Here is a 24,482-nt window from a genome sequence, read left to right on the forward strand (position 1 = left end):
GTTACTCTCCCTTTTTTGGTGTTTTAATGAAACTTTCACTGTCAATTAGGTAATAGGCATTTTTAGCAAGATCCCATCCGCTAAGCTCCTCAAAAACTTGTATTTGATTATTTTGACTAACGCCTGTTTTTACAGTTTTAGGAATAAAAACCTTCCCTTCTTTTTTAAAAACTACATACTGGTTACCGATAGACACCACTGCCTCTTTTGGTAACCAAACTCCCTTCTTAGCTAAGAAAGGAATCTGGCCAGTGACCAGTTCCCCCGGTTTCAGTCCGCTTTTCTGGAGGTAAACCCTTGCCAGGACAAAATTTTCACCGGCATTAAAAACCGGTTGAATTAATCCGATTTTACCAGTCAGCGTTTGCTGTTTATTTGCGGTTCTTTGAATGAGCACCTTTGCTTGTTTATCCACCTGTGAAGCAACATCAGGGGTTAAAGAAAATTCTGCCACCAGGTCACCAGCTCGATAGATGGTGAACATATTCTGTCCGGCACTCAGGTATTGTCCTTCGCGAAGCAAAACCGCCGAACTTACTGGGCTTGCCGCAGTTTGGCTGGCCGGCACACTTCCTGCGTCCCCTGAAGCCATATCACCCATTCCTGCACCGACAGCAGCCGAAGGCATCGGAGCGGGGGGTTGAGCAGCAGTGGTTGCAGCCTGTTTCTCCAAAATGAAACCGGTAGCATTACTGTAGACCGGAATTCTATAAAAAATCTGCCCTGTACGCAGCACTTTGCTGATTTGTGCGGGGTCCATGCCAAGGAGCATTAGTCTTTGCTTTGCAGGTTCCAGCATGCCATCTTGATTTCCAGAGCCATGAATCAATAGAAGTTCCCGCTGGGCTGCTGCAAGGTCTGGTGAGTAAATTTCCATGATCAGCTGTCCCTTATTTACCGGCTGATAATTGTACTTAACATACAGTTTTTCAATGCGCCCGGAAACGCGGCTGGCCAGGTTAACCTGGTTACGGGTATCATAGGCTATGCGGCCTTGTACCTCACGAATGAAAATACTTGAACCTTCCCTGGCCCGTATTAAAGGAATATTTGCAATGACCTGCTCATTAGCTGGTTTCAATAAATAGTTCAGGCTGGTGTCTCTTTCCGCATGCTTTTGCGCGCTTGAAGAGGGTTCACTTTTCTTATTTTGACAGGCAGCCACAGCCACCCCGATCGTTAAGAATAATGATAGCCTAACGATATAATTCTTTTTCATAATCAACGATCATATTATATAATTTCATTTTTTCATCCAGTACATTGATCTGCATCATGGTCAGCGCTTCCCAGGAACTAATGACTGCCGGAAGCTGTAACTTATTCTCCTGATAATTGACAAAGTCTGCATCCATCGTCTTTTTTAAAGCAGGGATGATTGTTTGCTCCATGGCAGTTATCCTATTCTGCATGGACAGTATTTCATAATGCATCCCGGTTAACATGCCCTGGCTTTCCTGCAACATTCCCCCACGCTGTTTTTCCATAGCCTGTATTTCATAATCCATAGCCTTAGCCTCGGATTTATACATTTTTGACGACCATGGTGCGATTGGAATGCTGATCATCCCCATTACGCTATATGCTTGAGGCATCATATTGCTTAATGGGCTCATGTGGTCAAACCTGATTTTAAAATCGGGTTTTGCCTGAGCCTTCATGGCATTTAGTCCTAGTTTCATTGAACGTATGTTTTGTTCCATTTGAAGGATGTCCTTTCGCTGGCCAGCAAGCAGCATGGTGTCAATCTTAGCTTCTGCTAAATACTGCGGAACAAAAGTTGAATCAATCTCCAAATCCTGGTTTCCTGGTAAATTCATCAAGCTGTTTAGCCATGCCTTAGCCTTTGCAATATCTCCTTGCTGCATCCGGATCATATTCTGGTTTTCTTCAATTTTAGCATTTGCTCTAAAAACCCCGGATAACTGGGACTGGTTATAGGGATAGCGAATCTGCTCGATCTTTTTCATCATCTGCATGATTTTATCATTCTCTTGGAGCACCTGAATGCGCTCGCTAGCTACGATCCATGTATAGTATAGGGCTTTCGCCTGGGCTTTGAACTCATTCAAAGCAATGGCACGCCCTGCCAGCTCTACATCTCCTTTGGATTCTTCATACCGCCTTTGTGCATTAAGTTTGCCTGGGTTTGGAATATCCTGTTCCAACTGGAACATGATGGAACCTTTGTCCCTGTCATCCATTATTTGACTTCCGGGATAAGGTGTCATAAAAGTTCCAACACCTACCATAGGTGCCATCCATGCTGTACCTGCCTTTGCCTTGTGTTTAAAGCTTTCTGCTTTTAAAGCATAAGTCTGCAACAACAGGTTATTATTCTCTATTCGTTTTAAAACCGTATCCAATGACATGGTATGTTGTTGTGCTAATAGCTGTAGCGGTAAAACCGCTAACAGCAACACTGTTTTTTTAATGCTGTGCATCACTTACCTCCAATTTTCCATATTTTCTCAATTCATATTCCTTGCTCATTAAAAAGATCAATGGGGTTACCAGCAGAATATGTGTCGAGGAGGTGAGTACTCCTCCAATCATAGGCAGCACAATAGGCTGCATCACATCTGTACCCACGCCAGTAGCCCACAACACCGGTATCAAACCAAATAGCGATACACAAACTGTCATTAGTTTTGGACGCAGACGCTTGGCTGCACCTTTGACCACATACTCCCGAAGATCTTCTTTACTAATCGTTTCACTTGAATTGCCTTTAAGTTTAATCAACTGATTCATGGCATCATTTAAGTAAATAACCATCACAATCCCTGTTTCTACTGCAATGCCAAACAAAGCAATAAAACCTACGGCAACCCCTACAGATAAACTGACACCCCAGAAGTAGATGATATAAGCGCCGCCTATGAGGGCAAAAGGCACGGTGATCAGGCTTAAAAATGCTTCTCTAATTGAATGAAATGCAAAGTAAAGCGAGAAGAAAATGATCACCAGCACGATTGGAGCAATCCACATCAAGGTTTGCTGTCCGCGGATCATGTTTTCATATTGACCACTCCATTCCAGGAAATAGCCTTCCGGCAGAATGCCGTTGGTTTTATTTAATTTTTCGATAGCTTCATTTACGGTGCTTCCCAAATCCCTATCACGCACGTTGAACATCACCGCACCTCTCAATAATGCATTTTCAGAATTGATCATTGGCGGCCCATCTTCAAAGCCTATATCAGCCACAGCTGATAAGGGAATTTCGCCCATGCTTGCTGATTGCAAGGGAATGCGTTTGATACTTTCTACACTGTTTCGGAACTCCTGTCCTAAGCGCACACTAATTGAAAAACGTTGTCTGCCTTCAATGGTATTACCAATGGCAGCACCGCCTAGAGCCGATTCTACAGTTTGATTAATATCATCTACGGTTAAACCATAACGGGCTAGTTCCTCCCGCTTCACATCTACAGACAGGTATTTACCCCCTGTAATAGGGTCTACATAAAGGTCGGTCACACCGCTAGTGCCTTCCAGGGCCTTTTTTACCCTTTCGGAAATCGACGCGATGCTATCGAGGTTTTGTCCGTATATTTTAACGCCTACATCCGTACGGATCCCTGTAGCCAACATATTAATACGGTTAATGATAGGTTGTGTCCAACCGTTTACCACACCCGGAATCTGGAGCTTTTTGTCTAGTTCATCAATAATACCTTTTTTAGTCATACCCTCGCGCCACTCAGACTTAGGTTTGAGCATAATAATGGTTTCAATCATGCTAATTGGCGAGTTATCTGTCGCTGTACTGGCGCGGCCTGCTTTACCTAAAACTTTATCAACCTCAGGCACCGATTTAATGATCTTGTCCTGTATCTGTAAAATGCGTTTTGCTTCATTATTGGAAACGTCGGGCAACGTTACCGGCATAAAAAGAATGCTTTGTTCATCCAGCGCCGGCATAAACTCAGTGCCCAGATTTTTCAACAAAGGAATAGTGATCAGCAGGGCAATGATATTGATCGCTATAGTGGTTTTACGCCAATTTAATACCGTTCTGATTACAGGCTCATAAAACTTTTCCAGAAACCTGTTCACCGGGTTTGCATGATCGGGTCGAAACTTTCCCTTCATAAAAAAGGAAATGAGCACCGGCGCCAGGGTAAGCACCAGTAAAGCATCCACAATCATTATAAAGGTTTTAGTGTATGCAAGTGGATGAAACATTTTCCCTTCTTGTCCGGTCAGCATAAATACAGGCAAAAAAGAAGTAATAATAATAACTGTTGCAAAAAACACGCCCCTTGAAACCTGTTTGCTGGACTTTTCAATAACTTTGAGCCTTTCTTCCTCAGAAATCCAGTCTGGACTTTTTTTAAATAAATTTTTAAACCAGGTTCTCATATTTCATTAATTTTTTTGTTGTTCATTTTGCCACAATTCATATTTTTCAGACAAATGCTTGTAAGCGTTCTCACTCATCACAATTCCATTATCTACAATTACCCCTATGGCCAGGGCTATTCCGGTAAGGGACATGATGTTTGAGGAGATATCGAATGCATTTAATAAAATAAAGCTCGCTGCAATAGTAATAGGAATCTGAATGATAATACTTACAGCACTGCGCCAGTGAAATAAAAAGACAATTACAACAAGGGATACGACAATCATTTCCTCAATAATCGTAGTTGTAATAGAATCTACTGATTCCTTGATGAGTTCTCCCCTGTCGTACACAATGTCAAACTTAACTCCTGCGGGCAAGCCCTTAGAAACTTCCTTCATTTTGGCTTTAACCCCATCAATTACTTCGTCGGCATTTTCGCCATAGCGCATCACCACAATTCCACCAACCCGTTCTCCTTCTCCATCCTGATCAAAAATACCAAGCCTGGTTTCTCCGGTCATCTGTACTGCGGCCACATCAGACACCTTGATGGGTGTTCCTTTTTGATTTTTAATAGGAATTTTTTCAATTTCCTCCAGGGATTTCAGGTAACCAGATGTTTTAATGATATAACCAATATCACTCATTTCAAATTTACGGCCTCCCGATTCATTATTGTTGGCGCGCACCGCTGCAATAACTTCTGGAACCGATAGTTTATAGTAAAGTAATTTATTGGGGTCTATCGCAATCTGGTATTGCTTCTGAAATCCCCCAAAGGAGGCAATTTCACTCACGCCAGGGACGTTTTGAAGGGCAAATTTCACGTACCAGTCCTGGATGGCACGCTGCTCACCCAAATCGATATTAGGCGCATCCAGAGTGTACCATAACACGTGGCCTACACCTGTCCCATCAGGTCCAAGCTGTGGTGCAACACCGGTTGGCAGCGTGCCGGTAACCGTACTCAAGCGTTCCAGTACTCGTTCTCGTGCCCAGTAAACATCCACATCATCTTCAAAGATCACGTAGATAAAGCTCATTCCAAACATGGATGAGCCTCTCACGTATTTAATTTTAGGAATACCCTGTAGATTAGTGACCAGTGGATAGGTAATCTGATCTTCAATTAATTGAGGAGACCTGCCCATCCATTCCGTAAAAACGATAACTTGATTTTCCGAGAGGTCAGGTATAGCATCAATGGGATTCTTTTTAACAGCAAAGATCCCCCATACAAACAGGCCCGTAGCCAGCATGAGGACGATCCACCTGTTTTTAAGGGACCATTCTATTAGTTTATGTACCATGTGTTTTTGTTCAACCGATGACTATCATAGTATCGGGAATGTTCTTGGTTTGATCAATCACCATGTACTATAAATTTTTACAGGTATCATCTTTTACATCTACAAGAGATTAATAGTGCAAAAGCGGTTCTGAAAATGCGGAACCAAGTAAAAATCAGTAGTAAATTGAATGATTGAATTATTAATTTTATAATGAATAATTCATAGAAAATTTAGGCTGTAGCGATGCTATAGCCAGTACACGAAAGTGTAGGACGGTAGAGAAGAGGAATCAAATTCTGTAAGTACAGTTTCGGATAAAGACTGGAATATCTTGCTTTTGTGGAGGAGCATTACTTAAAGATGCTTTACCCAATTCTATTGGAATAATAACATTCTTTGTTTGCCAAGTGATGGTTTTTAAAACAATAGCTGGCGCTTGTTCAAACTGAAAATGGCTTGGGACCGTCTTCTGGGATTCATCAACCTTTAGTAGCTTTGTTTCTTTTTCGCAACAGGTTTTTTCTTTTGCCTGTTTTGAGGTCATGCCACAAAAATCACAGGAAGGCGATTGAGATTCTATCATGCCCATTTGGACTAACTCCCCCATGCAATAATGAAGATACACTGTTGCCCCTTGGGATATACCAAAGTAAAAAACGGCAAGAAAAATTAGCAGTGTCTTTTTCATTTGGCACAAAACTAAAAAATAGATTTTACTTTTTTTTATATAATTCCGACCAATAGTTATATGACCCAAAGAAATGCGTGTTTTCAAAAAAATAGGCTCTTTTTGTGTTCTTTCTAATGAAAAATCTTACGTCTATTTTACACATGCACTAACTAAGCTTCTATATTCTTAATAAACCAATTCCAAATTACAACTAAACATGTAGCACCGATAAATAATCCTACGGCAAGCTGAACGATAATCGCGACTAATTACAAGAAGGCTCCGATTAGAGTAAAGATCATCTCCCAACCTTACCCCACCAATTAAAATAATTAATGAATTCGTTTGGCCATAGTCACGAATTAGTTTTAACCGCTATATGTAGGCTCACAAAACGATCCATTTTTGAGACAACTCTTTAAATTAGGTTATCTTTAAAGATGTAAATAGATTATTGTCTCACTAATCCGTCTCAATAATCTATGCATTATTATCTTTGCTTATAACGTTTTTTATGAAAATTGGATACGCCAGGGTCAGTACATCAGACCAGAACTTAGACTTACAGTTGGATACACTGGAGCAATTCGGATGTGAACAGATATTTGAGGAAAAAATATCCGGAGCTTCGAAGGATAGACCTCAACTTATTAAGTTATTCAGCATACTAAGAAAGGGTGATAGCATCGTAGTTTGGAAACTTGACAGACTGGGCAGGTCATTAAGAGATCTGATTGACTTGATTTCAAAGATGAAGGATCTAGGTGTAACATTCGTAAGTATTCAAGATAGCATTGATACAAGTACGGCGACAGGGAGATTTACATTCAACATCTTTGCGTCTTTAGCCGAATTCGAGAGAGAAATTATTAGTGAGCGAACTAGAGCTGGCTTAGCTGCAGCAAGAGCAAGAGGCAGAAAAGGCGGTCGACCTCCTGGATATAGTAAAGAAATTATTAGCAAAATTAAGGCGGTTAAGGTTCTCTATGATCAACAAGATAAAACAGTACAGGAGATTGCCGATGACCTTTCCATTAGTAGAGCAACAGCCTATAGATTTTTAAAAATTGCTAATCAGTGGGCGTTAGCAGCTAAAACATAAAATTATCTAGAAGTAAACTGAATTGTTCAAAATTACATGATGTTCATGATTCATGAACATCATGTAATTTTGAACAATATTTCGATAATAGTTTGATTCATAATAAATGTTCATTAGTTTTGAATGTTCAGGTAACGTGAACGATAACTTATATTGAACATGAGAGAAGAACAGATTTTGATCCCTGCATTAAACAAGTTAAAAGAGGTTACAGGGATTAATGCTAAAATTCTAAATATCATTAGTCAAAAACGAGAAACTATAGATGCCATTATTGAGATCTCTAAGGGCCAGCAAAGCTATGTTTTAGAAGTAGAGGTTAAAAACGAACTCCGAACTGCTGCACTGTCGTATGTCCTGAATAAAAGAGAATCTACTGAAGGAAATATCATTATGATTTCAAGGTACATTCCTACACCTATGAAAGATGAGCTAAGATCACAAGGAATAAGTTATATCGAAAGTTCTGGAAACTGCTATATTGAGACACCTGGTATATACATATACATTAATGATCAAAAAAGCCCACCATTAAAAGCAACTGAGGAGACCAAGCTATGGGCTCCCACCGGCATGAAGTTTCTCTTTGCAGTCTTAATGGACCAGGAGCTCCTGAATTCATCATATAGAAATATCGCCTACACGGCAGGTGTGGCCCTGGGAAATGTAGGTAGTTTTATTTATGAGATGAAAAAAGAAGGTTATGTAATCACAGGAGCAAGAAATAGGAAGGAGACGTTATTATTAGAGAATAAAACCATGTTAATCGACAAATGGGCGGATATGTACAGGGCTGTTCTTCGGCCTAAACAACTGGTTGGAAAATTTCGCTTTAATAAAAAAGAAGATAGAGAAAACTGGCACAGCCACATACCTTCTGATCTTGGAATATATTGGGGCGCTGAAACTGCGGGGGCCATTCTTACTAACTATCTTACTCCAGAGGTTTACACGGTATACTCAAATGAGGATCGCTTTGAATTGATGAGAAAACTTAGAATAGTTCCCGATCAGAATGGTGAGGTTGAATTACTTAGGCCTTTTTGGAATGAAGAAGTAGTTGTTTCCAATGAAGATACAGTGCCTGCTTTACTAGCATATGCTGAGTTAATTAGCAGCTTTGACAGCAGGAATCGAGAAACCGCGATGCGCATAAAAGAGAAATATGTCAAATAATCCCATCATTGCGCCAGCGGTGGCTGAAATGCTCACGAACTTGCAAGTTGTATTCTTAAAGTTTGACATTGATTTCTATCTTGTTGGAGCTATAGCACGCGACATACATCTCTCGAAAAACGAAGAGCTATCTTCAGCGCGTGCAACAAAAGACGTAGACTTGGCTATCACCATAAATGATGAAGGACAGTATAATGAAGTCAAGGCCGCATTGATCGATACTAACCATTTTGATGCACACGAAACAGAAACGATCAAGTTAATCTACAAAAAAAGTATAGAGGTTGACTTACTGCCGTTTGGGCAAATTGAACAGCCAAATAGGAACGTAACTTTAACAGACCCCACCTTTGTCTTGAATATGCCTGGCTTTACTGAAATATATCCTTTTGTTAAAGACTTTGAATTAGCAAACGGGCAAATCATCAAGGTATGCACTATGGAGGGAATTGTATTGCTGAAGCTTATTGCGAATAATGATCGACCGCAGAGAACAAAAGATATTACAGATATCGAGCATATAATTCAATCATACTTTGATCTCTATGATGATGATATTTATTTGGTGCATTATGATATAATGGAGCTGTATGATACAGCGAATGCCGACTACATTCGCCTAGTATGTGCGAGATTAATAGGAAGAAAAATGAAAATAATGCTTGAAGACTCACCTGAACTGGCGCAGAGGATAATGGAAATTCTTGCCAAACGGGAAACGGCCAGGTGGCTTGCCATGCTAGCAGGGATGAAGGATGAACAATAAAAATATAAATGAAGAAATCATTTTCGTAAACTTGAATATCTAACACCAAATATGACGTCTGATCACCTACTTTCTTTAACTACATCCTTTCAGGCAAATTCGTGGCGTGGTATTTCTAACCAGATTCAAGTAGGAAAAAGCCTTGAAATGATTCGAAATGGAACTTACAGCTCTCGAGTCAACCGACTACGGGAATACTTGGATAAGGGGGACCGAGCGACCTATGACCAGGAAAAAAGAAGACTCCCTGCAATTACGTTTTCTGCTAATTTTAACGTTAAAAGAAATAGGTATTCCATATCTCACTACAATCAGCTGCTTGTACTAGACATCGATAAACTTAATAGTGAACAGATGATTTCGACTAAAGAGGTGTTTTCAACAGATCCATATGTATGGGCATTTTGGGAATCTCCATCAAAAGTAGGTTTAAAAGGGCTTATTCATTTTGACTTCGGAAATGGCTTCCCAGCGGAGGATGTTAATTTTCGTCATACCTATGGCTTCAGAAAGGTTTATACTTACATGCTGGAAAAGTATGGAGTTGAAATTGATAAAAGCGGAAGTGATGTTACTAGGCTATGTTTCTTCTCTTACGATCCGTCGCTTTGGGTAAGAAAGGATAATTTTGAATCATTTCCTGTTACTTACACAGAAGCTGATGCAGTTGTCATCAGAGAAATTGTACGTTCAACGAACTATACATATGCCGCAGAACCGACTGGAAATCAAAAATTTAATCCATATCGTAAAAATAAACAAAAAGATAGAACTCGCATTCAAGCTATAATCAGATATCTTAATAAACGAGACCTTTCGATAACTGACAGCTTTAACAACTGGTATCAGGTTGGTTATGCGATAGCAAATACCTTTACATATGAGCTTGGTACGAAATATTTCCTTTCTCTATCTAAAATGGATGGAAGTAAGTTTAATGAAGACGGTTGCAAGGATATGATGAACTACTGCTATGCAAACTCAATGGGAAAGTTTAGCTTTGCAACTGTAGTCCATTTTGCAAAGCAAATGGGTTTCAAGGAAAAGAGAGAGGTACCTAAGGTGGAAGAGATCCTATGAAGTTGGGATTTCAATCGCAAGTATTAACAGCCATTCTGTGCACGACAAAGTTAGGAGGCGCTCTGATAGTTCAGTATTTTTTATTCAGGAACCTCAATCTTTTCCTTTATGTCGGTTTTTAAAGACTTTTCGTCGGATAGAGCAATTTTGGAAATCCTATGCAAAATGCGCGTAAAGCTTGCTCATCAAAGGAATAAAGATCATTTAATCCATCTGCACACATCAAATCCGCATAAAAACTATCATAAGAACGGTCCAGCTAAGAACGAAAAACTGCTATGCAGCCTCTTTCCATCTAGAAAAAAATGGAAGACAGTTCTGCAACATAAACGTGTAAAGGATGGGGTCGCCCGAAGCACTAGCGAAAAGACTTTACTTTCTCTGCACGCGACAATCAAATATTATGAAAGAAATGACCCAGCTGCCGATTTCCTAATAAAGCTTAAAGATTTCATTAAGGAAATACAGACTGCACTACACGCGGGTGATTATAAAATTAGTTCTCCCAATATCATCCCAAAGTTAAAAGAAGACAAGCCGAGCTTAACCGAAAAAAATATTTGTAGACCGATCGCGTCCTTTGGTCTAAAAGACAAAATTATCTTAAGTATTACCAACAGGTATTTAACAACTATACTCGATCCATTGTTTATTGAGCGGTCATATGCCTTTCGCGCAAAACGTATGATTAAGGGTAAGGAAATGTGTCCCACCCATCATGAGCCTGTCGAGGAAATACTTGCGTACAGAAATAAACATGATGAAGGGAGCCTGTTTGTTGCAGAATGCGATATGAAAAAGTTCTTCGATACAGTGAACCATACCATAATAAAAAGAATTTTTAGGCAGTTCTTTAAGCGTAAATTAATATTGAATTACCCTCCGGAAGATATAAATAATGCAAAAAGAATCCTCTACGATTATCTCGACGTCTACACATTTAACCGTAGCGTACTACCTTTGAATAAGGAACAAAAGCATTTTCAAAAATTTAAAATAGAAAAAGGCGAATACGGCTGGGTAAAGGACGAACTTATTTCAAATGGATACTACAAAAACATAGCTACCGCTAAAATAGGAATCCCCCAAGGTGGTGCATTGTCCGGATTGATTGCAAATGTTGTTTTACATGGCGTAGATAAAAATGTTACCAGTCAGAATGACAATAACCTACTATATGTAAGATTTTGCGACGATATGTTGATCATACACCCGAATCAAGAACAATGTGTTTTAGCTTTTGATAGATACTTGTCAGCAATAAAGTCAAAAAAACTAGTAGTTCACCAGCCTGTAAATACCCCTTATGAAAATCCACGACATTTTTGGTCAGAAAAATCTAAGAGCTGTTATATATGGGGGGAAAAACGCGGAATAGGTTCACCTTGGATTGGCTTTGTTGGTTATGAAATCAACTATCAGGGCTTCCTGAGAGTGAGGAAGAGTTCCTTATTAAAAGAGATGAAAAAGCAGTTTAAGGTAGTCGGAGACCTTAAGCTCATTTTAAAGGATCCCCATTGTAGAAGTAGTGAAAAAACAATTTACGAGTCAGTAGCAAACCGTTTGATTGGTATGTCAGTGGGCCGTGTAAACCTTTGGAATTGCCAAAAAATAAAAAATGAGATGTGCTGGGCAAGTGGTTATCGCTTACTGACGGATAATAAGTATTCAAGGATACAGCTAAAGCGCCTAGATTCAAGCAGAAATCGGCTTTTACTAAAATTACGAAATAAGATTAATAAAATCCAGGAGAGTGAATCTGTTGAAGAAAGTGATAAAGATGAAAAAGCTAAGACAAAAGAACAGATTTACTATGGCTATCCTTTCAGTTATTATTATCAAACGTTAAAGAATGAGCTTTAGAATAAGTGATCGTTTATTCCCAGTCGTGCAGCCTTTTAAGTTCATATACGTTAATATTCTTATTATTCGATACAGCATTTTTTAACTGCGTTTCTATTAGACTTTTCAACTGATTAAGCCCTTGATGGCGCAATAAGTGATCACTTACTTTACAGTTATATACTGATGTTACCATCCACCGGTACTTTTTTTCACCTTCTTCGTCCGATAGCAAAATAATATCTTTGCTTTTCAGTTGCGTATACCGGTCATCGATACTGTATAATGCAGACCATAAGTTATGCTTATCCTCGTCAACTCCAAATAAAGTGCTAAATTCAATCTGCAGATCTTCATGAACCCTACCCAGTTTGATTTCCTCAAACTTGTCAGGAAAATATTTCACACGTTTAAAGTCTTTTAACAGAATCTCCTCACCATTTATGTCAACCACATCAAGCAGTCTCGCGTACGGACCGAATTTCCCCTGGTATTCTAAAAAGATGTGAGGCATCTCATATTCGAAATCTCCTTTTGAATCAACTAACACTATATCATTGTATTTTACAAGCCCTTCCATTTTGATTTTCACCTGTTGATGCCTGGGAAGTAACTCCCAATTACTCCTGATCATCATTTGCTGTTCGTGGCGTCTTATACTTAGCTCATCATCATAGTCATCTTTGGAAATGAAGTCGTGTAAGCTCACATAGTCATATTCTTTTTTCTCTAGATCTATGTAACCAAAGTATTCATGTACGTGACACCAAATCCCAAGAGGATGATATTCAAAGGCGGTGGTTCGCTGCCATTTCGGCATAACTGCGAAGTCAGGGTCGAGATCTGCAAAAGGGTAACAATCATCATTTAAATCCCTTAATAATACATCTTGATAAAAAACAGCACTACTGCCTAGCAGACTAATAAGTTTATTTTTTACAGCTATTCTAGATCGCAGTTCATTGGTTTTTGACTGGCGTTTAGTGACTAGTGAAAATCCAAAAAACGTAAACAAGATCCGGTCATTCTTAGGTAATAGGAGCAAATCTTCTAGTTCTGCCTTGCCCCATAGATAGAATTCCATGACACCGACAAGTTGCAACTCGTGTCGGAATGAGTCGTAGGTTTTCTTTGAGATGTTAGCTGCTGCAGCTAGAATATAGCCGTAAGGCGGTTCATTTGGATCCACCCCCCCTTTGACAATGCTTTTAACCTTTGAAGATCCCATTTCCTTCTCACGTTTGCATTGAACCATCCATAAGCGACCATTCATGGGAGAAAAGGACTCCACAATTTCTTCGTCACCATCTTGCGGGGAATAACTTTGTTTTTCATAGGCACGAATATCATATCCATCATCTGCGCCACCTCGTCCGGTAGCCTCAATGCTTTGCCAGTCTTTATAATCATAAATTAATTGACGTACTAAATCTTCGAAACGATGGGGCTCAAGGTCTTCAAAATGAATTTGCCCGAGCGAACGGGTTATAGTGGGTTTCTGCATACTTCAAACTGCTGTTACGCATGTTAAAAATAAACATATTCGTAGCAACTATATACGATCAGATCAATCGATTTTTATAGGTCTTGATGACACATCTCCTATCAACTTCCTCCTTGGTAATATTTCCTGTCTAAAATCAATCAAATTCCTAGTTCGGTGTTATCCTATATTACTGATTGCCTACCCTTTCTGCTAGATATCAAATGCTTAAAAATGCTTGTTTATAGATACATTGTCTGTTATTCTATAAAACAGCAAAAAAAGGTAAAATTTCTTGCCTGTAAATACTAGGAAATTCACGTTTAGAGTTGTTCATCTTGCAGCTGCCTTACGACTCAACTTCTCCCGGAGTAACTGTCTTCAAAAAACGAACATAACGAACTTTTAAACAGTTCTAGATCTTAATTTATTCCTCAATGTTTTCCTTCGATTTATCTAAGCTTAAAACTAAAAATAGAACAAATAAGGTTCTGAAAACAGTTGAAAAGATTAATAAGGCACTATAAATATTGGAATATAGAACTATCGATGGAGATAAATTGCCCAGCATTATCCATACAATATATAATCCGATGAATACAACAGATAATTCAATAATTGCATCTTTAAATACTTTGATAATTTTTGCATAGTTATCAGTTGAAAATAAGAGCTGCATCGGATTATCAGCTTCCCTAAGTGGCTTATAGGCAATATTAGACTTAAATGCAACTATTATTGTTAGCGCCGCCAAGATAAAACCCGCTAAAGAAACGCATGTTCCAATCAGACTTGACAAAACACTTAACTGTTCATCTACTCTGTATTTTAATGTGAAGATTACCGGACATAAAAAATTAATCAATAGTAAACAACATACTAAAAAGGTATCAACCGAAATAGGATGCCTGAGGTACAAATCAATGAAGCTAAACTTTTTTTCCATTATATATTTTTACGGATTATTTCAGCCTGCATTTTCTCTAGAATATCTGCAGAAATAATGGTTCTATATCTTGGTTGTTTTTGGACTTTTATATTACTCTTCACTTTATCCACTAATAAATCAAATATTTCAAGTCGATTATTCTTGTTTTCGTCCTCAGCTTTAACGCTTAAAGTATTGAATAGCTCTGAATTCTCTGGTTTTTTAATTAGGTTTCTAATTGTATTGAATATAGATTGATTAACTTTTTTTGTTTCTTTTTTCTTCTGATAATCAAATTTTAAATCTAGGAGTGCATATTCACTCTCGAATTGGTCTAAAGATGCTTTCGCTGCCGTGTAAATTCCTGTATCAACATCTTTTATTCTCTCAATATTGTCCTTATGAATCTTGACAATAAATTCACTGGTTCTATTTATTCTGCTTATATATTGAGAAAGTTCATCTTTAACTAAAGGTGAATATCCAAGCGAATCAACAGCTTTCTTATGCAATCCAATATTTTGAATATACAAAACAAAATCATTAATTTTTGCCCCAAATTGATTGTATTCTAATGCCAGTTTTTTATCTTTTTTTGAGTAATCAATAATAAAGTGTGTGGTCTCAAGCAACCCTTCCTCTGCTAATGCCTCAATACCTCTGGATTCATCAGTTTTCGTATTCATTATCTCAGGTAGAATATCGGTTCTAACACACCTAAGTTTCCCTGATATTTGTTTTATTTGGGGATGAAATTTTACATCTTGGATAAAAATAGATTTTTCCCCAAAACGTTGATATCTAATTCTGGCTTTTGTTTTTGCTAGTATAACAATAATTTCAAAAAGCGCCCTGAATTTGTCGCCGTCAGTAGGTTTAAAATCTTTTTCAAATTTAAACCTGAGATTGTAGTAATGAATTGTTTTTTCTATTAAGATGACCTTGTTACTCATTATTAGAGGTTAATTTTTAACTCAAATATAATGTAAACAACTCCAGATGATGAAAAAACTTGTCAAGCTTAATGGTTAGACTGGTACTAAGTCTTGTAAAAAGCACAGCGCACAGCCAACTCTCCTTAAAACCGGGCAGTCATTCTTTTCTTACACACTAACATCGTATCGTGATTAAACTTATCTTAACCACTGAAATACTAAAATGAATGCAAACCATGAACAAATTTTTGATTAAATGTTCTTTTTTTGTGATCAGCCTAGGCGCCGCTATTTCAGGATATTTCTTCTATGCGCTCTCCGGACCTTTTGAGGTCAACGGCAATGGCGAATGGAGGATGGATGTCACTGGGCAGGTCGGCGACTTTATCGGTGGGATCGTCGGAACCCTTTTTGCATTATCTGGGACACTTTTGATCTATCTCTCCTTCAGGGAACAGACCAATCAAAATAAGCGCGAGGCATTTGAAGCGGCCTTTTTCGAGATGCTTAGACTTCATAGGGAAAACGTCCAGGAAATGAGGCTTTCGAAGGAAGTCGACGGCCATATTGAGCTTGCTGAAAACCGTAAGGTATTCCGGCTGATATATGCTGAATTTGTGGAGTGTTACCGAGAGGTAAAAAAGTTTTTCCGAAAAACCGATGATTACATTCTTCCCAAGTACAAGCTTGAACTCGATGGTATCGCCAGACGCATTAACAACAAGATAGATGTTAAGGAAATGGCTATGATCGATACTGCTTATTGCATTGTTTTCTTTGGTATGGGCAATGAGGGCGAACAGGTTTTAACACACAAGTTCAGAAATAAGTATGATGGCATGCACTTTCGTAATCTGTTAGCTTACATTAAGCTGAAGCCAAAGCAGACTGATGAATTAAGGTATAAAAACTTCCTCTACTTCAAAGGCTTGCCGGTCACCCAGCAGCGCGCAAAGATCCGTGAACTTTATGATTTTAAGCGTAAGGCGGTTATTAAAAACCCCACGCTGTCAGGTGCTGAGCTGAACTATTTGGTACGAAACGATTATATGAAATATTATGGAGGTCACCAGCATCGCCTTGGGCATTATTTCAGGCATTTGTTTCAGACTTATAAATACCTGCACTACCACCCCAACCTGAACGCGAAGGAAAAATATTTCTACGGCAAGACACTTCGTGCACAACTTTCAACTTATGAGCAGGCGCTTTTATTCATTAATAGCATTTCCACACTGGGAATGAAATGGGAGCTTTTGGCGGAATATAAGGAGGAAAGTGGCATGAACCCAGATAAGATTGCCAAATTTCGAAGAAAAAACCATTTGATCACTGAATACAACTTGATCAAGAACCTTCCAGGCGAAAGCTCATTCGGTTTTAGATACAGTACATATTATCCATCCATTAAGTATGAATCAGGGGAATAGATCCCTTCCGCATAGGGATCAAAAGAAAATATTTGTCTCAAGAAAGGAAGCTTTGTGCCCAGGAAGTTTTTATACTAAAAGGTTAATAGACTGCCATGACTAAAATAGATCGGTAAAGAGCACGCATAAAATAAGTAAATAAAATATCCGGAGATAGGACATTTACACTGTATAAAAACAATTCTTACTTTAGGCAACTATAATAGTATAAATGGGATTATTTCAGCAATCAGTTTTAAAAAAATACATTCGGGACCTAAATGTAAATGTTGTCAGCAATGCATTTGAAATCTTCACAAGCATTTTTAATGATCCAATTAAACAAAGGAACATTTTGAATTCCAAGGAGGAACAATATCAGGAGGGATTTTTACGAGAATTATTTGTTGATGTTTTAGGATATGTTTTAAACCCTAATCCCAACTTTAACTTAATAACAGAGAAGAAAAACGAAAACAATAGCAAAAAAGCAGACGGTGCAATCTTAGATGGCCTTAAGGTCTTAGCGGTCATTGAATTAAAGAGCACTAAGACGATTGACTTAAGTACTGTTGAGGCTCAAGCTTTCGGTTATAAAAATAATCAACAAGGATGCAGATATGTAATAACGTCCAATTTTCAGAAGATTAGATTCTATATAGAAAACACAATCAATTTTGAAGAATTCAATCTGTTCAATTTATCTTATGATAAATTCCAAATGCTCTGGGTTTGTTTAAGTAAGGATTCTTTGACGAACGACATTCCCTACCAAATGCGACTATTATCAAATAGCGCGGAGGAGAATATCACAAGAAAATTGTATTCTGATTATTCAAATTTCCGTATCAACCTATTCTCGGATATTCAAGCGAAAAACGGATCTGTCGATAAACTATTAATATTTAGAAAAACCCAAAAATTACTGGATAGATTTCTATTTCTTTTCTTTGCCGAGGATAAAGGCTTGGTTTCACCAAACTGGACGCGGAAGATCTTAAATGATTGGACAGACTTAAAGGATAAATTTGATAACTATGTCCCCCTATATGACCGTTTTCGAAAGAATTTTGAGTACCTAAATTCGGGCTTTAAAAGCAAGGACATAGATATATTTGCTTATAATGGAGGATTATTTGCTCCAGACCCCTTATTAGATTCCTTAGTAATTGATGATCAAATCTTGTATAATGGCTCAATTAAATTGAGCAATTACGACTTTGATACTGAAGTTGATGTAAATATTCTTGGACACATCTTCGAACATTCATTAAATGAGCTAGAGCATATTCAAGACGAGGACACAAGCCTTCATCTTGAAAATATATCTAAACGTAAAAAAGATGGTGTCTTCTATACGCCTAAATACATTACAAAATATATCGTAGAAAATACTTTAGGTGCTATATGCAATACTGAAAAAGAAAGAATTGGTATATCCGATGAAGACTTTCAGTTCATTCCATCAAAAGCCAGTAAAACACTCACGAAAAAAAGAGAATTTCAGAACAATCAACTAAACCAATATAGAGAGTGGCTACTTAAGTTAAAAATACTTGATCCATCTTGCGGTTCAGGTGCGTTTTTGACGCAGGCGCTTGATTTCTTAACGTTTGAGCATCGTAAGATCGATGAATTAAGAGCATCGTTGTTAGGTGGTAGCATTGTTTTATCAGACATTGAGAACACAATATTAGAAAGGAATATTTACGGAGTTGATATTAATGATGAAGCCACTGAAATCGCTAGATTATCATTATGGCTTAGAACGGCAAGAAGAGGGCGTAAGCTAAATAACCTTAATAACAATATCAAAACTGGAAATTCATTAATCAACGATCCATTAGTAGCGAATGAGAAAGCATTTATCTGGCAAGATGAATTTAAGGAGGTATTCGAACAAGGCGGCTTTGATATTATTATTGGTAATCCTCCATACGGGGCTCAGGTACGTGAAATAGAAAAGAGATATTTTGACATTAACTACACGATTACTCAATACAATTATGATACATACAGTTTTTTCTTCGAGCTGTGTATGAAACATCTTCTTAAGTCAACCGGACTTTTAGGCTTTATTACACCCAATACTTTTATGGTACTTGAAAATGGCGAGAAATTAAGAAAATATCTATTTATGGAGAATAGGGCTATCACTTTAGTTGAAACGCTAGACGCCTTCAGCGACGCTGTTGTGGAAACAATGGTTAGCATTTTCTCTAAGTCACTACCTAATTTAGATGATCAGATAAATATCCTGACCAAATCTAAAGCAAATGGAGATCTTCCAATTGAAAGTTATAACCAGAACTTTCTCGCTTTAAAGGACATATTAAATGCAAATAAATTAATTACAAATTATAGAGCCTCCGCAAATAGCTTTTTATTAAGGAAGAAGATATTTGCGGACAGCGTCCCCTTAGTTTCTATAGCAAAAATCATAACTGGTGTTAAGCCGTATCAAGTCGGAAAAGGAACACCCAAGCAAACAAGGGACGTTGTTAATCAGAAATCCTTTACAGCATATGAGAAAAAAAGTGAAAAGTGGTTGCCTGTAATTAGAGGCACTCAAGTTTTGAGATATAAATTATTGAACAATAATGAATTTATATATTACGGCCCATGGCTAGCTGAACCGAGGACTATTGATATATTTAAAGGTGAAAAACTGTTTATTCGAAGGACAGACGACAAACTTCTGGTTGCATACGATGACCAAGATAGTATCAGTATCAATTCCGCGCACGTATTGAAAATTAGAAATACGGATGAACATGACTATAAAGCTCTTATGGCCTTGTTAAACTCCAAACTAATGAGGTGGGTTTTTCAATTTGAAAATTTCCATATGGTAAATAAGCCGTTGGCAGAAATCAAAGTAGTATTTCTTGAGAGGCTTCCAATAAGAACAACAAGCAATTCTGAGTTTCTTCACCAACTGGTATCTGATTTATCAAGATGGATGACTGAATTGGAGAAAACAGAAAATTCATTCCTGTCTATTCTAAGTAGTAAGTTTGAGGATTCTACCTGGCTTAAAAAGTTTAAGAATTGGACGAAATTGAGTGAGACAACTTTTCTAAAATATATTGAATCCCAAAAAGTTACTGTATCAAAGCAAGCAGAGTGGCTAGATTTTTTTCGGTCACAAAGGACAACGGCACTACTATTAGAAGAGCGGATTGCCTCAACAGAATCACAAATTGACGATGCGATTTATAAGCTTTATAATCTTAGTGAGGAGGATATTAAAATAATTGAATCCTAATGGTTAGCAGCATTCGTCTCACAAAACGAAGCTTAAAGTGCTCTCCTATCGAAATTGAGCCGCATGATATCAAAACCATTATAGTATACCGACCTAACTTGAGCGTATTTTCTTTTAGCTGTAGGTTTACTCCGGTTATACCAAATATAACAAAAGAAGAAGGCAACTTCCAGATAGATATAGATATCATGATGTGTTTATATCTATATACCACATGCTAAATAGTTTTGTCTAAGTAAGAAGAACGACTGTAAAAAAACAGAGCTTAAGCGCTCTCCGATCAGAGTTGAGCCGCCTAATGGCAATAGCATTATAGTACACCGACCTTAATTATATCTTTAGCTACAAGTAATCCACTAAAGGAGAGAATGAATTTTGTAAAGGTTTATTTCTGCAGAGGAAACAAGCTACTATCATAATAGCCAGCTATCCCGGTGGCCATTGGAATTATTTAGTGAACACGTCGTGATTGATATATAAAAATTAATATTTAAGATACTTGTAAACTGTGCTATTACTTTTGATACTAAGGGTTTTCCTGATTTGGGCTATACTAACTTTAGAAGCATATAGGTTTTTTACGGCTTTCATTTTCAACATGGCATCGGGTGTTAAGCCTTTCGGCCTTCCTCCTACCCTGCCACGCTCTTTAGCGGCCTTTAATCCTGCGTTGGTTCGCTCTATTTGAACACATCTTTCATTTTCAGCGAGAATGGCATTTAGACTAAACCAAATCTTACCCATTGGTGTATCAGTATCAATATCTTCACTGATTGAGACAAAGCGAATATTTCTTACTTTGAATTCGGTCATAAGCTTGATTAGTTGCAAAGCGTTACGGCCTAATCGGTCAATTTTCCAAACAACAACGGTATCACCTTCTCTAAGCTTTGAATATAAAGATTCCCATTCCTTCCTAACTTTGACGCCACTTTCCTTTTCAAAGAAAACCTTGTCACATTTATAGTTATGCAAAGCATCATCTTGAAGGTCTAAGTTTTGATCTTTCTTTGAAACACGTTTATACCCAAATATCATATTATCTTTTGATCTTAAAATCTGCTGTCTGCTGATTGACTAAAAAATCGTTAATGTCATTAAGTCCTTTATCAGCATAGAAGGAACTCTTATCAATGGCACCCTTTACAAGTTCAATAGCCTTTTGGGTTGCATGTTTACCACCTACCCCATCACGACCATTGTCAAAGTATAAGTGTACTGGGATACTTTTTTCAATGGACTTTGCATTGATCTTCTCGCAAAGAACTTTCGTTAAATTTCCCGTACCATTAAGCAAAATAGCATTATAGCTTTCATCAGGATACAAATGTCTGTAACTGGCAAAATCCATAGACCCTTCAAATAACTTTATACTTTGGGGATTATTCCCGATAGTAAAAGTAGATATGCCACCACCATTCAAATTTCCTTTATATACTTTTGATCTAACCGCATAGCCATTACTTGAATTTGGAAAACCGATGCCAAAATAATTATCCTCCCCATTTGTCCAGTGGACTTCCTTTGCTGCTCCGGCAACATCTTTAAGGTCTAAGCCCCTACTTTGCAGATAACCTATTAAGGCCGGATGCTGCACCTTATCAAGAACCTTTTTGATTTCAATGTTATATTCGGTCTCGCCATTCTTTTTGAAAAATGCCTGATAACCATCTGCAACAATATCAGTATTATTGGATAGGCGCCTGATAGCTTCTACAAAAGATTTGTTCTCAAACTTCTGTACGGCTTTAATTATGTCGCCACCTTCCCCCAGGGCATGATCGTACCAAACGTTGTCTTTATCTTTGATACTTATAGAACCTGTTTTTTGATGGTCGAAACCAAAAAAGTACTCTTTGCCTTTCTTCCCATCATACCTAAGCGTACCGATACTTTCCAGTTTGAAAAAGTAGTCGAGTAAAGAGATTTCAGATTTAATTCTTGCAGCTTCTGCGGTTAATACTGCATAATTGGTTTTGGTATTCATAGCTTTACATTTAAAGGTAAGATTATTATTTGATTAGGTGTAATCATTTTACGCACGTTTTATTGTAACGTTTATAGGCTAAAAAAAATTTTGATTGGTTTACACGGATTACGTTTAAACGTTCGTTTATTTGTAACCCAAATTATCAAAAACTCATCATCAAAAACCGGAAAATGGATTTGATTAGTGAAATGAGTTTCTGATAATCCTTCATTAATACATTAGCTTTTAAGAAGTCATATAGAAGATACAACTCCAATATTTGAGGCACCTGATTGTTGTCAATTAATGAGGGAATAATGATAAAAGCAAATACCTTATTTGGTCTAGCATTAGACGCTAAACATAGTTACGAATTCTGATATACAAAAAAGATTAAAAATCCAGGTAATGACATACCTGGATTTCCAAACTTATTACATTACTGCTTTACAAGTTGATCTATGAACTCTGAAATCTTAGGATTACTATAATCTGCACCGCCAACATGATGAAAGGCAATGTTTCCTGATTTGTCAAGGATGACTGTGGTTGGCATGCTTCCGGCAAATAATGCTTTGGGCATTTCACTTGCAGGAATATGAACCGGAAGATGGAAGCCTTTATCTTTCATAAAGGTGGTTGATTCGTCAACCTTCCCATCTACATCAACCATCAAGAACATGATATCACTTTTATCTTTATATTTTTCATGCAGTTGATCTATGGTTGGCATTTCAGCGATGCATGGGGGACACCATGTAGCCCAAAAGTTTATAAAAACCACCTTACCTTTTTGATCAGAAAGGTTGATGGTATTACCCTTGCTGTCCATAAATTTTACATCTTGAGTTGGTGAGGTCGTATTGGCAGCTGGAGCTTTTGACTTGGACTCTACCTTAGGTACATCAGGTTGGAATAGCCCGATCTTCATTAAGCCCTCAATTACCAGGCCTTTTGCATCTGCACTAAATACCAAAGTTACTACCAGTAGTAACACCACTATATTGCTGACGTTTGAAAAGGTGATATAACTTTTCAATGTTTTGCTGTTTTGCTGATTACTTGTCTTCATTTTATTTCTTAATTTTTACGTTTGTTCCGTTTATTAGTTCTTCAGAACCAATTTTTACGTACTGATTGTCAATGTTTAACTCGCCAAAAACTTCTTGTAAATTGCCCTGTTGAATGCCCAAACTGATATCAACCCGTTCAATTTTTCCATTAATCACTTTCTGAACAAAAATCCCGGATTGTGATCGTATAATACTTGTCATAGGTAACCACAATGTTTGATATGGTCTGCGTAGATTCAGTTTGACCTGCGCATATTCACCTCCCCGGAGTTCATTTTTTGCATTCGGTACATCAAATTCTGCGTTCACTGCTCTGGATTCTTGCTTTACAAAATCACTTTTTCGGGACAGTTTAGATTGATATACTTTTCCTGGCAAGTTGCTTACGGTAAAAGATACCGGAGTATGCTCGCTCAATGATTGTGAATGTTTCTCTGGAATGGCGACAGTTAAGCGTAGTTGGTTTGTCTGTACGATGGTGATCATTGGTATCTGAGAATTGTCGCCAACTAAAGCCCCATTTGATACATTTTTATCGACTATAATTCCATCGAACGGCGCTGTTATCCGTAGATATTGCTTTTGCTGAGCAGAAATACCCGTGTTGGCTTTGGCAGAAGCATAAGCGGCACTGTCACTTTTGAATTTACTTCTTGCTTTATCAAGTTCAATCTCAGCTACAGATCCTGCCTTCAGGGCCGCTTTTTTAAAGCGTTCATAAGATTGCCGGCTATACAGGTAATCTTCGTAAAGTTTGTTTTCTGATGATTTCTCTGATAGGTACTTTTGACTTACTTCTGGTGCTTCTAATATGGCTAATAGTTGCCCTTTTTTTACGCGAGTACCCCGATCGACTAATATTCTTTTCACAAAGCCTTTCACTTTTGGGTACAAGTCAGTATGTTCAAAAGGGTGCAGTTCTCCAGGGAGATTCAGTACATAATTTGGTTGATCAAGAATAGGTTGGACTACCTCAACCTGCGGTGCAGGGGCGGGCTTTTGATCAGCTGTAACCTGCTTGCTCGGCTTTTTCTGGCTGCAGCTCGCCATAATCAGTAATAACGGGATGGCAAAATTGGCAACCTTCATGTATTTAAAATTTATCATTTTCATAATTCTAGCGAATGGGTCTGGT

17 protein-coding genes and 1 pseudogene are annotated in these 24,482 nt (G+C 37.9%); 7 read left to right on the top strand and 11 right to left on the bottom strand.

Features of this window, described 5'->3' with window-relative positions; translation table 11 throughout:
• Position 1 precedes the first annotated feature (1 nt).
• The 4 genes and pseudogenes from BM192_RS18925 to BM192_RS18945 all read right to left on the bottom strand — a co-directional run bounded on the left by BM192_RS18925 (position 2) and on the right by BM192_RS18945 (position 6,334).
• On the bottom strand, positions 2–1,219 hold the full coding sequence (locus tag BM192_RS18925; RefSeq protein WP_037438777.1) for an efflux RND transporter periplasmic adaptor subunit: 1,218 nt from the start codon (positions 1,217–1,219) through the stop codon (positions 2–4).
• Positions 1,197–2,444, bottom strand: a complete 1,248-nt coding sequence (locus tag BM192_RS18930; protein ID WP_037438779.1) for a TolC family protein — start codon at positions 2,442–2,444, stop codon at positions 1,197–1,199. Before BM192_RS18930 ends, BM192_RS18925 begins: the two co-directional genes overlap by 23 nt.
• Positions 2,431–5,664: pseudogene (locus BM192_RS21375) on the bottom strand (efflux RND transporter permease subunit). The gene BM192_RS18930 and the pseudogene BM192_RS21375 overlap by 14 nt, the downstream one beginning before the upstream one ends.
• Before the next feature lie 271 nt (positions 5,665–5,935).
• Positions 5,936–6,334, bottom strand: coding sequence for an HYC_CC_PP family protein (locus BM192_RS18945; protein ID WP_074964082.1), 399 nt, complete (start codon positions 6,332–6,334; stop codon positions 5,936–5,938).
• A gap of 496 nt (positions 6,335–6,830) precedes the next feature.
• Between BM192_RS18945 and BM192_RS18950 the strand changes: the two genes are divergently transcribed.
• The 5 genes from BM192_RS18950 (at position 6,831) to BM192_RS18970 (ending at position 12,303) form a co-directional block, all read left to right on the top strand.
• Positions 6,831–7,418, top strand: coding sequence for a recombinase family protein (locus BM192_RS18950; RefSeq protein WP_074964083.1), 588 nt, complete (start codon positions 6,831–6,833; stop codon positions 7,416–7,418).
• Positions 7,419–7,577: 159 nt separating this feature from the next.
• Positions 7,578–8,594 carry a type IV toxin-antitoxin system AbiEi family antitoxin gene (locus tag BM192_RS18955; RefSeq protein ID WP_074964084.1) on the top strand — a complete coding sequence of 339 codons (1,017 nt, stop codon included), beginning with the start codon at positions 7,578–7,580 and terminating at the stop codon, positions 8,592–8,594.
• A complete protein-coding gene (locus BM192_RS18960) occupies positions 8,584–9,360 on the top strand; it encodes a nucleotidyl transferase AbiEii/AbiGii toxin family protein (protein ID WP_051760167.1) in 777 nt (258 codons plus the stop codon). Before BM192_RS18955 ends, BM192_RS18960 begins: the two co-directional genes overlap by 11 nt.
• A gap of 51 nt (positions 9,361–9,411) precedes the next feature.
• Positions 9,412–10,440: a BT4734/BF3469 family protein gene (locus BM192_RS18965; RefSeq protein ID WP_037443560.1), complete on the top strand. Its 1,029-nt coding sequence runs from the start codon at positions 9,412–9,414 to the stop codon at positions 10,438–10,440.
• A 108-nt stretch (positions 10,441–10,548) separates the two neighbouring features.
• Positions 10,549–12,303 carry a reverse transcriptase domain-containing protein gene (locus tag BM192_RS18970; RefSeq protein ID WP_037443558.1) on the top strand — a complete coding sequence of 585 codons (1,755 nt, stop codon included), beginning with the start codon at positions 10,549–10,551 and terminating at the stop codon, positions 12,301–12,303.
• 13 nt (positions 12,304–12,316) lie between these two features.
• Here the strand turns inward: BM192_RS18970 and BM192_RS18975 are convergent, their stop codons facing one another.
• The 3 genes from BM192_RS18975 to BM192_RS18985 form a co-directional block, all read right to left on the bottom strand.
• A complete protein-coding gene (locus tag BM192_RS18975; protein ID WP_037443556.1) occupies positions 12,317–13,786 on the bottom strand; it encodes a restriction endonuclease in 1,470 nt (489 codons plus the stop codon).
• Positions 13,787–14,192: 406 nt separating this feature from the next.
• Positions 14,193–14,711, bottom strand: coding sequence for a hypothetical protein (locus BM192_RS18980; protein WP_074964086.1), 519 nt, complete (start codon positions 14,709–14,711; stop codon positions 14,193–14,195).
• Positions 14,711–15,646 carry a hypothetical protein gene (locus BM192_RS18985; protein ID WP_037443552.1) on the bottom strand — a complete coding sequence of 312 codons (936 nt, stop codon included), beginning with the start codon at positions 15,644–15,646 and terminating at the stop codon, positions 14,711–14,713. The genes BM192_RS18980 and BM192_RS18985 overlap by 1 nt, the downstream gene beginning before the upstream one ends.
• A gap of 218 nt (positions 15,647–15,864) precedes the next feature.
• Between BM192_RS18985 and BM192_RS18990 the strand changes: the two genes are divergently transcribed.
• A complete protein-coding gene (locus BM192_RS18990) occupies positions 15,865–17,058 on the top strand; it encodes a putative phage abortive infection protein (protein WP_074964087.1) in 1,194 nt (397 codons plus the stop codon).
• Between the two features lie 211 nt (positions 17,059–17,269).
• A complete protein-coding gene (locus tag BM192_RS18995; RefSeq protein WP_037443547.1) occupies positions 17,270–20,305 on the top strand; it encodes an Eco57I restriction-modification methylase domain-containing protein in 3,036 nt (1,011 codons plus the stop codon).
• A gap of 483 nt (positions 20,306–20,788) precedes the next feature.
• Here the strand turns inward: BM192_RS18995 and BM192_RS19000 are convergent, their stop codons facing one another.
• The 4 genes from BM192_RS19000 to BM192_RS19015 form a co-directional block, all read right to left on the bottom strand.
• The gene (locus tag BM192_RS19000) at positions 20,789–21,343 is read right to left on the bottom strand and encodes a recombinase family protein (RefSeq protein ID WP_037443545.1); all 555 of its coding nucleotides are present in this window, start codon (positions 21,341–21,343) and stop codon (positions 20,789–20,791) included.
• A 1-nt stretch (position 21,344) separates the two neighbouring features.
• Positions 21,345–22,292: a CHC2 zinc finger domain-containing protein gene (locus BM192_RS19005; protein ID WP_037443543.1), complete on the bottom strand. Its 948-nt coding sequence runs from the start codon at positions 22,290–22,292 to the stop codon at positions 21,345–21,347.
• A gap of 421 nt (positions 22,293–22,713) precedes the next feature.
• Positions 22,714–23,346, bottom strand: a complete 633-nt coding sequence (locus tag BM192_RS19010) for a TlpA family protein disulfide reductase (RefSeq protein WP_051760163.1) — start codon at positions 23,344–23,346, stop codon at positions 22,714–22,716.
• Position 23,347: 1 nt separating this feature from the next.
• Positions 23,348–24,436 carry an efflux RND transporter periplasmic adaptor subunit gene (locus tag BM192_RS19015; RefSeq protein WP_170844865.1) on the bottom strand — a complete coding sequence of 363 codons (1,089 nt, stop codon included), beginning with the start codon at positions 24,434–24,436 and terminating at the stop codon, positions 23,348–23,350.
• Positions 24,437–24,482: the final 46 nt, after the last annotated feature.

The sequence above is a fragment of the Pedobacter antarcticus genome (assembly GCF_900112985.1).
GTDB classification, from domain to species: Bacteria; Bacteroidota; Bacteroidia; order Sphingobacteriales; family Sphingobacteriaceae; genus Pedobacter; species Pedobacter antarcticus.

What these genes read in the sequence shown, in the direction of transcription:
- BM192_RS18925 (WP_037438777.1), bottom strand. Translation starts at nt 1,219, where the DNA reads ATGAAAAAGAATTATATCGTTAGGCTATCATTATTCTTAACGATCGGG.
- BM192_RS18930 (WP_037438779.1), bottom strand. Translation starts at nt 2,444, where the DNA reads ATGCACAGCATTAAAAAAACAGTGTTGCTGTTAGCGGTTTTACCGCTA.
- BM192_RS18945 (WP_074964082.1), bottom strand. Translation starts at nt 6,334, where the DNA reads ATGAAAAAGACACTGCTAATTTTTCTTGCCGTTTTTTACTTTGGTATA.
- BM192_RS18950 (WP_074964083.1), top strand. Translation starts at nt 6,831, where the DNA reads ATGAAAATTGGATACGCCAGGGTCAGTACATCAGACCAGAACTTAGAC.
- BM192_RS18955 (WP_074964084.1), top strand. Translation starts at nt 7,578, where the DNA reads ATGAGAGAAGAACAGATTTTGATCCCTGCATTAAACAAGTTAAAAGAG.
- BM192_RS18960 (WP_051760167.1), top strand. Translation starts at nt 8,584, where the DNA reads ATGTCAAATAATCCCATCATTGCGCCAGCGGTGGCTGAAATGCTCACG.
- BM192_RS18965 (WP_037443560.1), top strand. Translation starts at nt 9,412, where the DNA reads ATGACGTCTGATCACCTACTTTCTTTAACTACATCCTTTCAGGCAAAT.
- BM192_RS18970 (WP_037443558.1), top strand. Translation starts at nt 10,549, where the DNA reads ATGTCGGTTTTTAAAGACTTTTCGTCGGATAGAGCAATTTTGGAAATC.
- BM192_RS18975 (WP_037443556.1), bottom strand. Translation starts at nt 13,786, where the DNA reads ATGCAGAAACCCACTATAACCCGTTCGCTCGGGCAAATTCATTTTGAA.
- BM192_RS18980 (WP_074964086.1), bottom strand. Translation starts at nt 14,711, where the DNA reads ATGGAAAAAAAGTTTAGCTTCATTGATTTGTACCTCAGGCATCCTATT.
- BM192_RS18985 (WP_037443552.1), bottom strand. Translation starts at nt 15,646, where the DNA reads ATGAGTAACAAGGTCATCTTAATAGAAAAAACAATTCATTACTACAAT.
- BM192_RS18990 (WP_074964087.1), top strand. Translation starts at nt 15,865, where the DNA reads ATGAACAAATTTTTGATTAAATGTTCTTTTTTTGTGATCAGCCTAGGC.
- BM192_RS18995 (WP_037443547.1), top strand. Translation starts at nt 17,270, where the DNA reads ATGGGATTATTTCAGCAATCAGTTTTAAAAAAATACATTCGGGACCTA.
- BM192_RS19000 (WP_037443545.1), bottom strand. Translation starts at nt 21,343, where the DNA reads ATGATATTTGGGTATAAACGTGTTTCAAAGAAAGATCAAAACTTAGAC.
- BM192_RS19005 (WP_037443543.1), bottom strand. Translation starts at nt 22,292, where the DNA reads ATGAATACCAAAACCAATTATGCAGTATTAACCGCAGAAGCTGCAAGA.
- BM192_RS19010 (WP_051760163.1), bottom strand. Translation starts at nt 23,346, where the DNA reads ATGAAGACAAGTAATCAGCAAAACAGCAAAACATTGAAAAGTTATATC.
- BM192_RS19015 (WP_170844865.1), bottom strand. Translation starts at nt 24,436, where the DNA reads ATGAAGGTTGCCAATTTTGCCATCCCGTTATTACTGATTATGGCGAGC.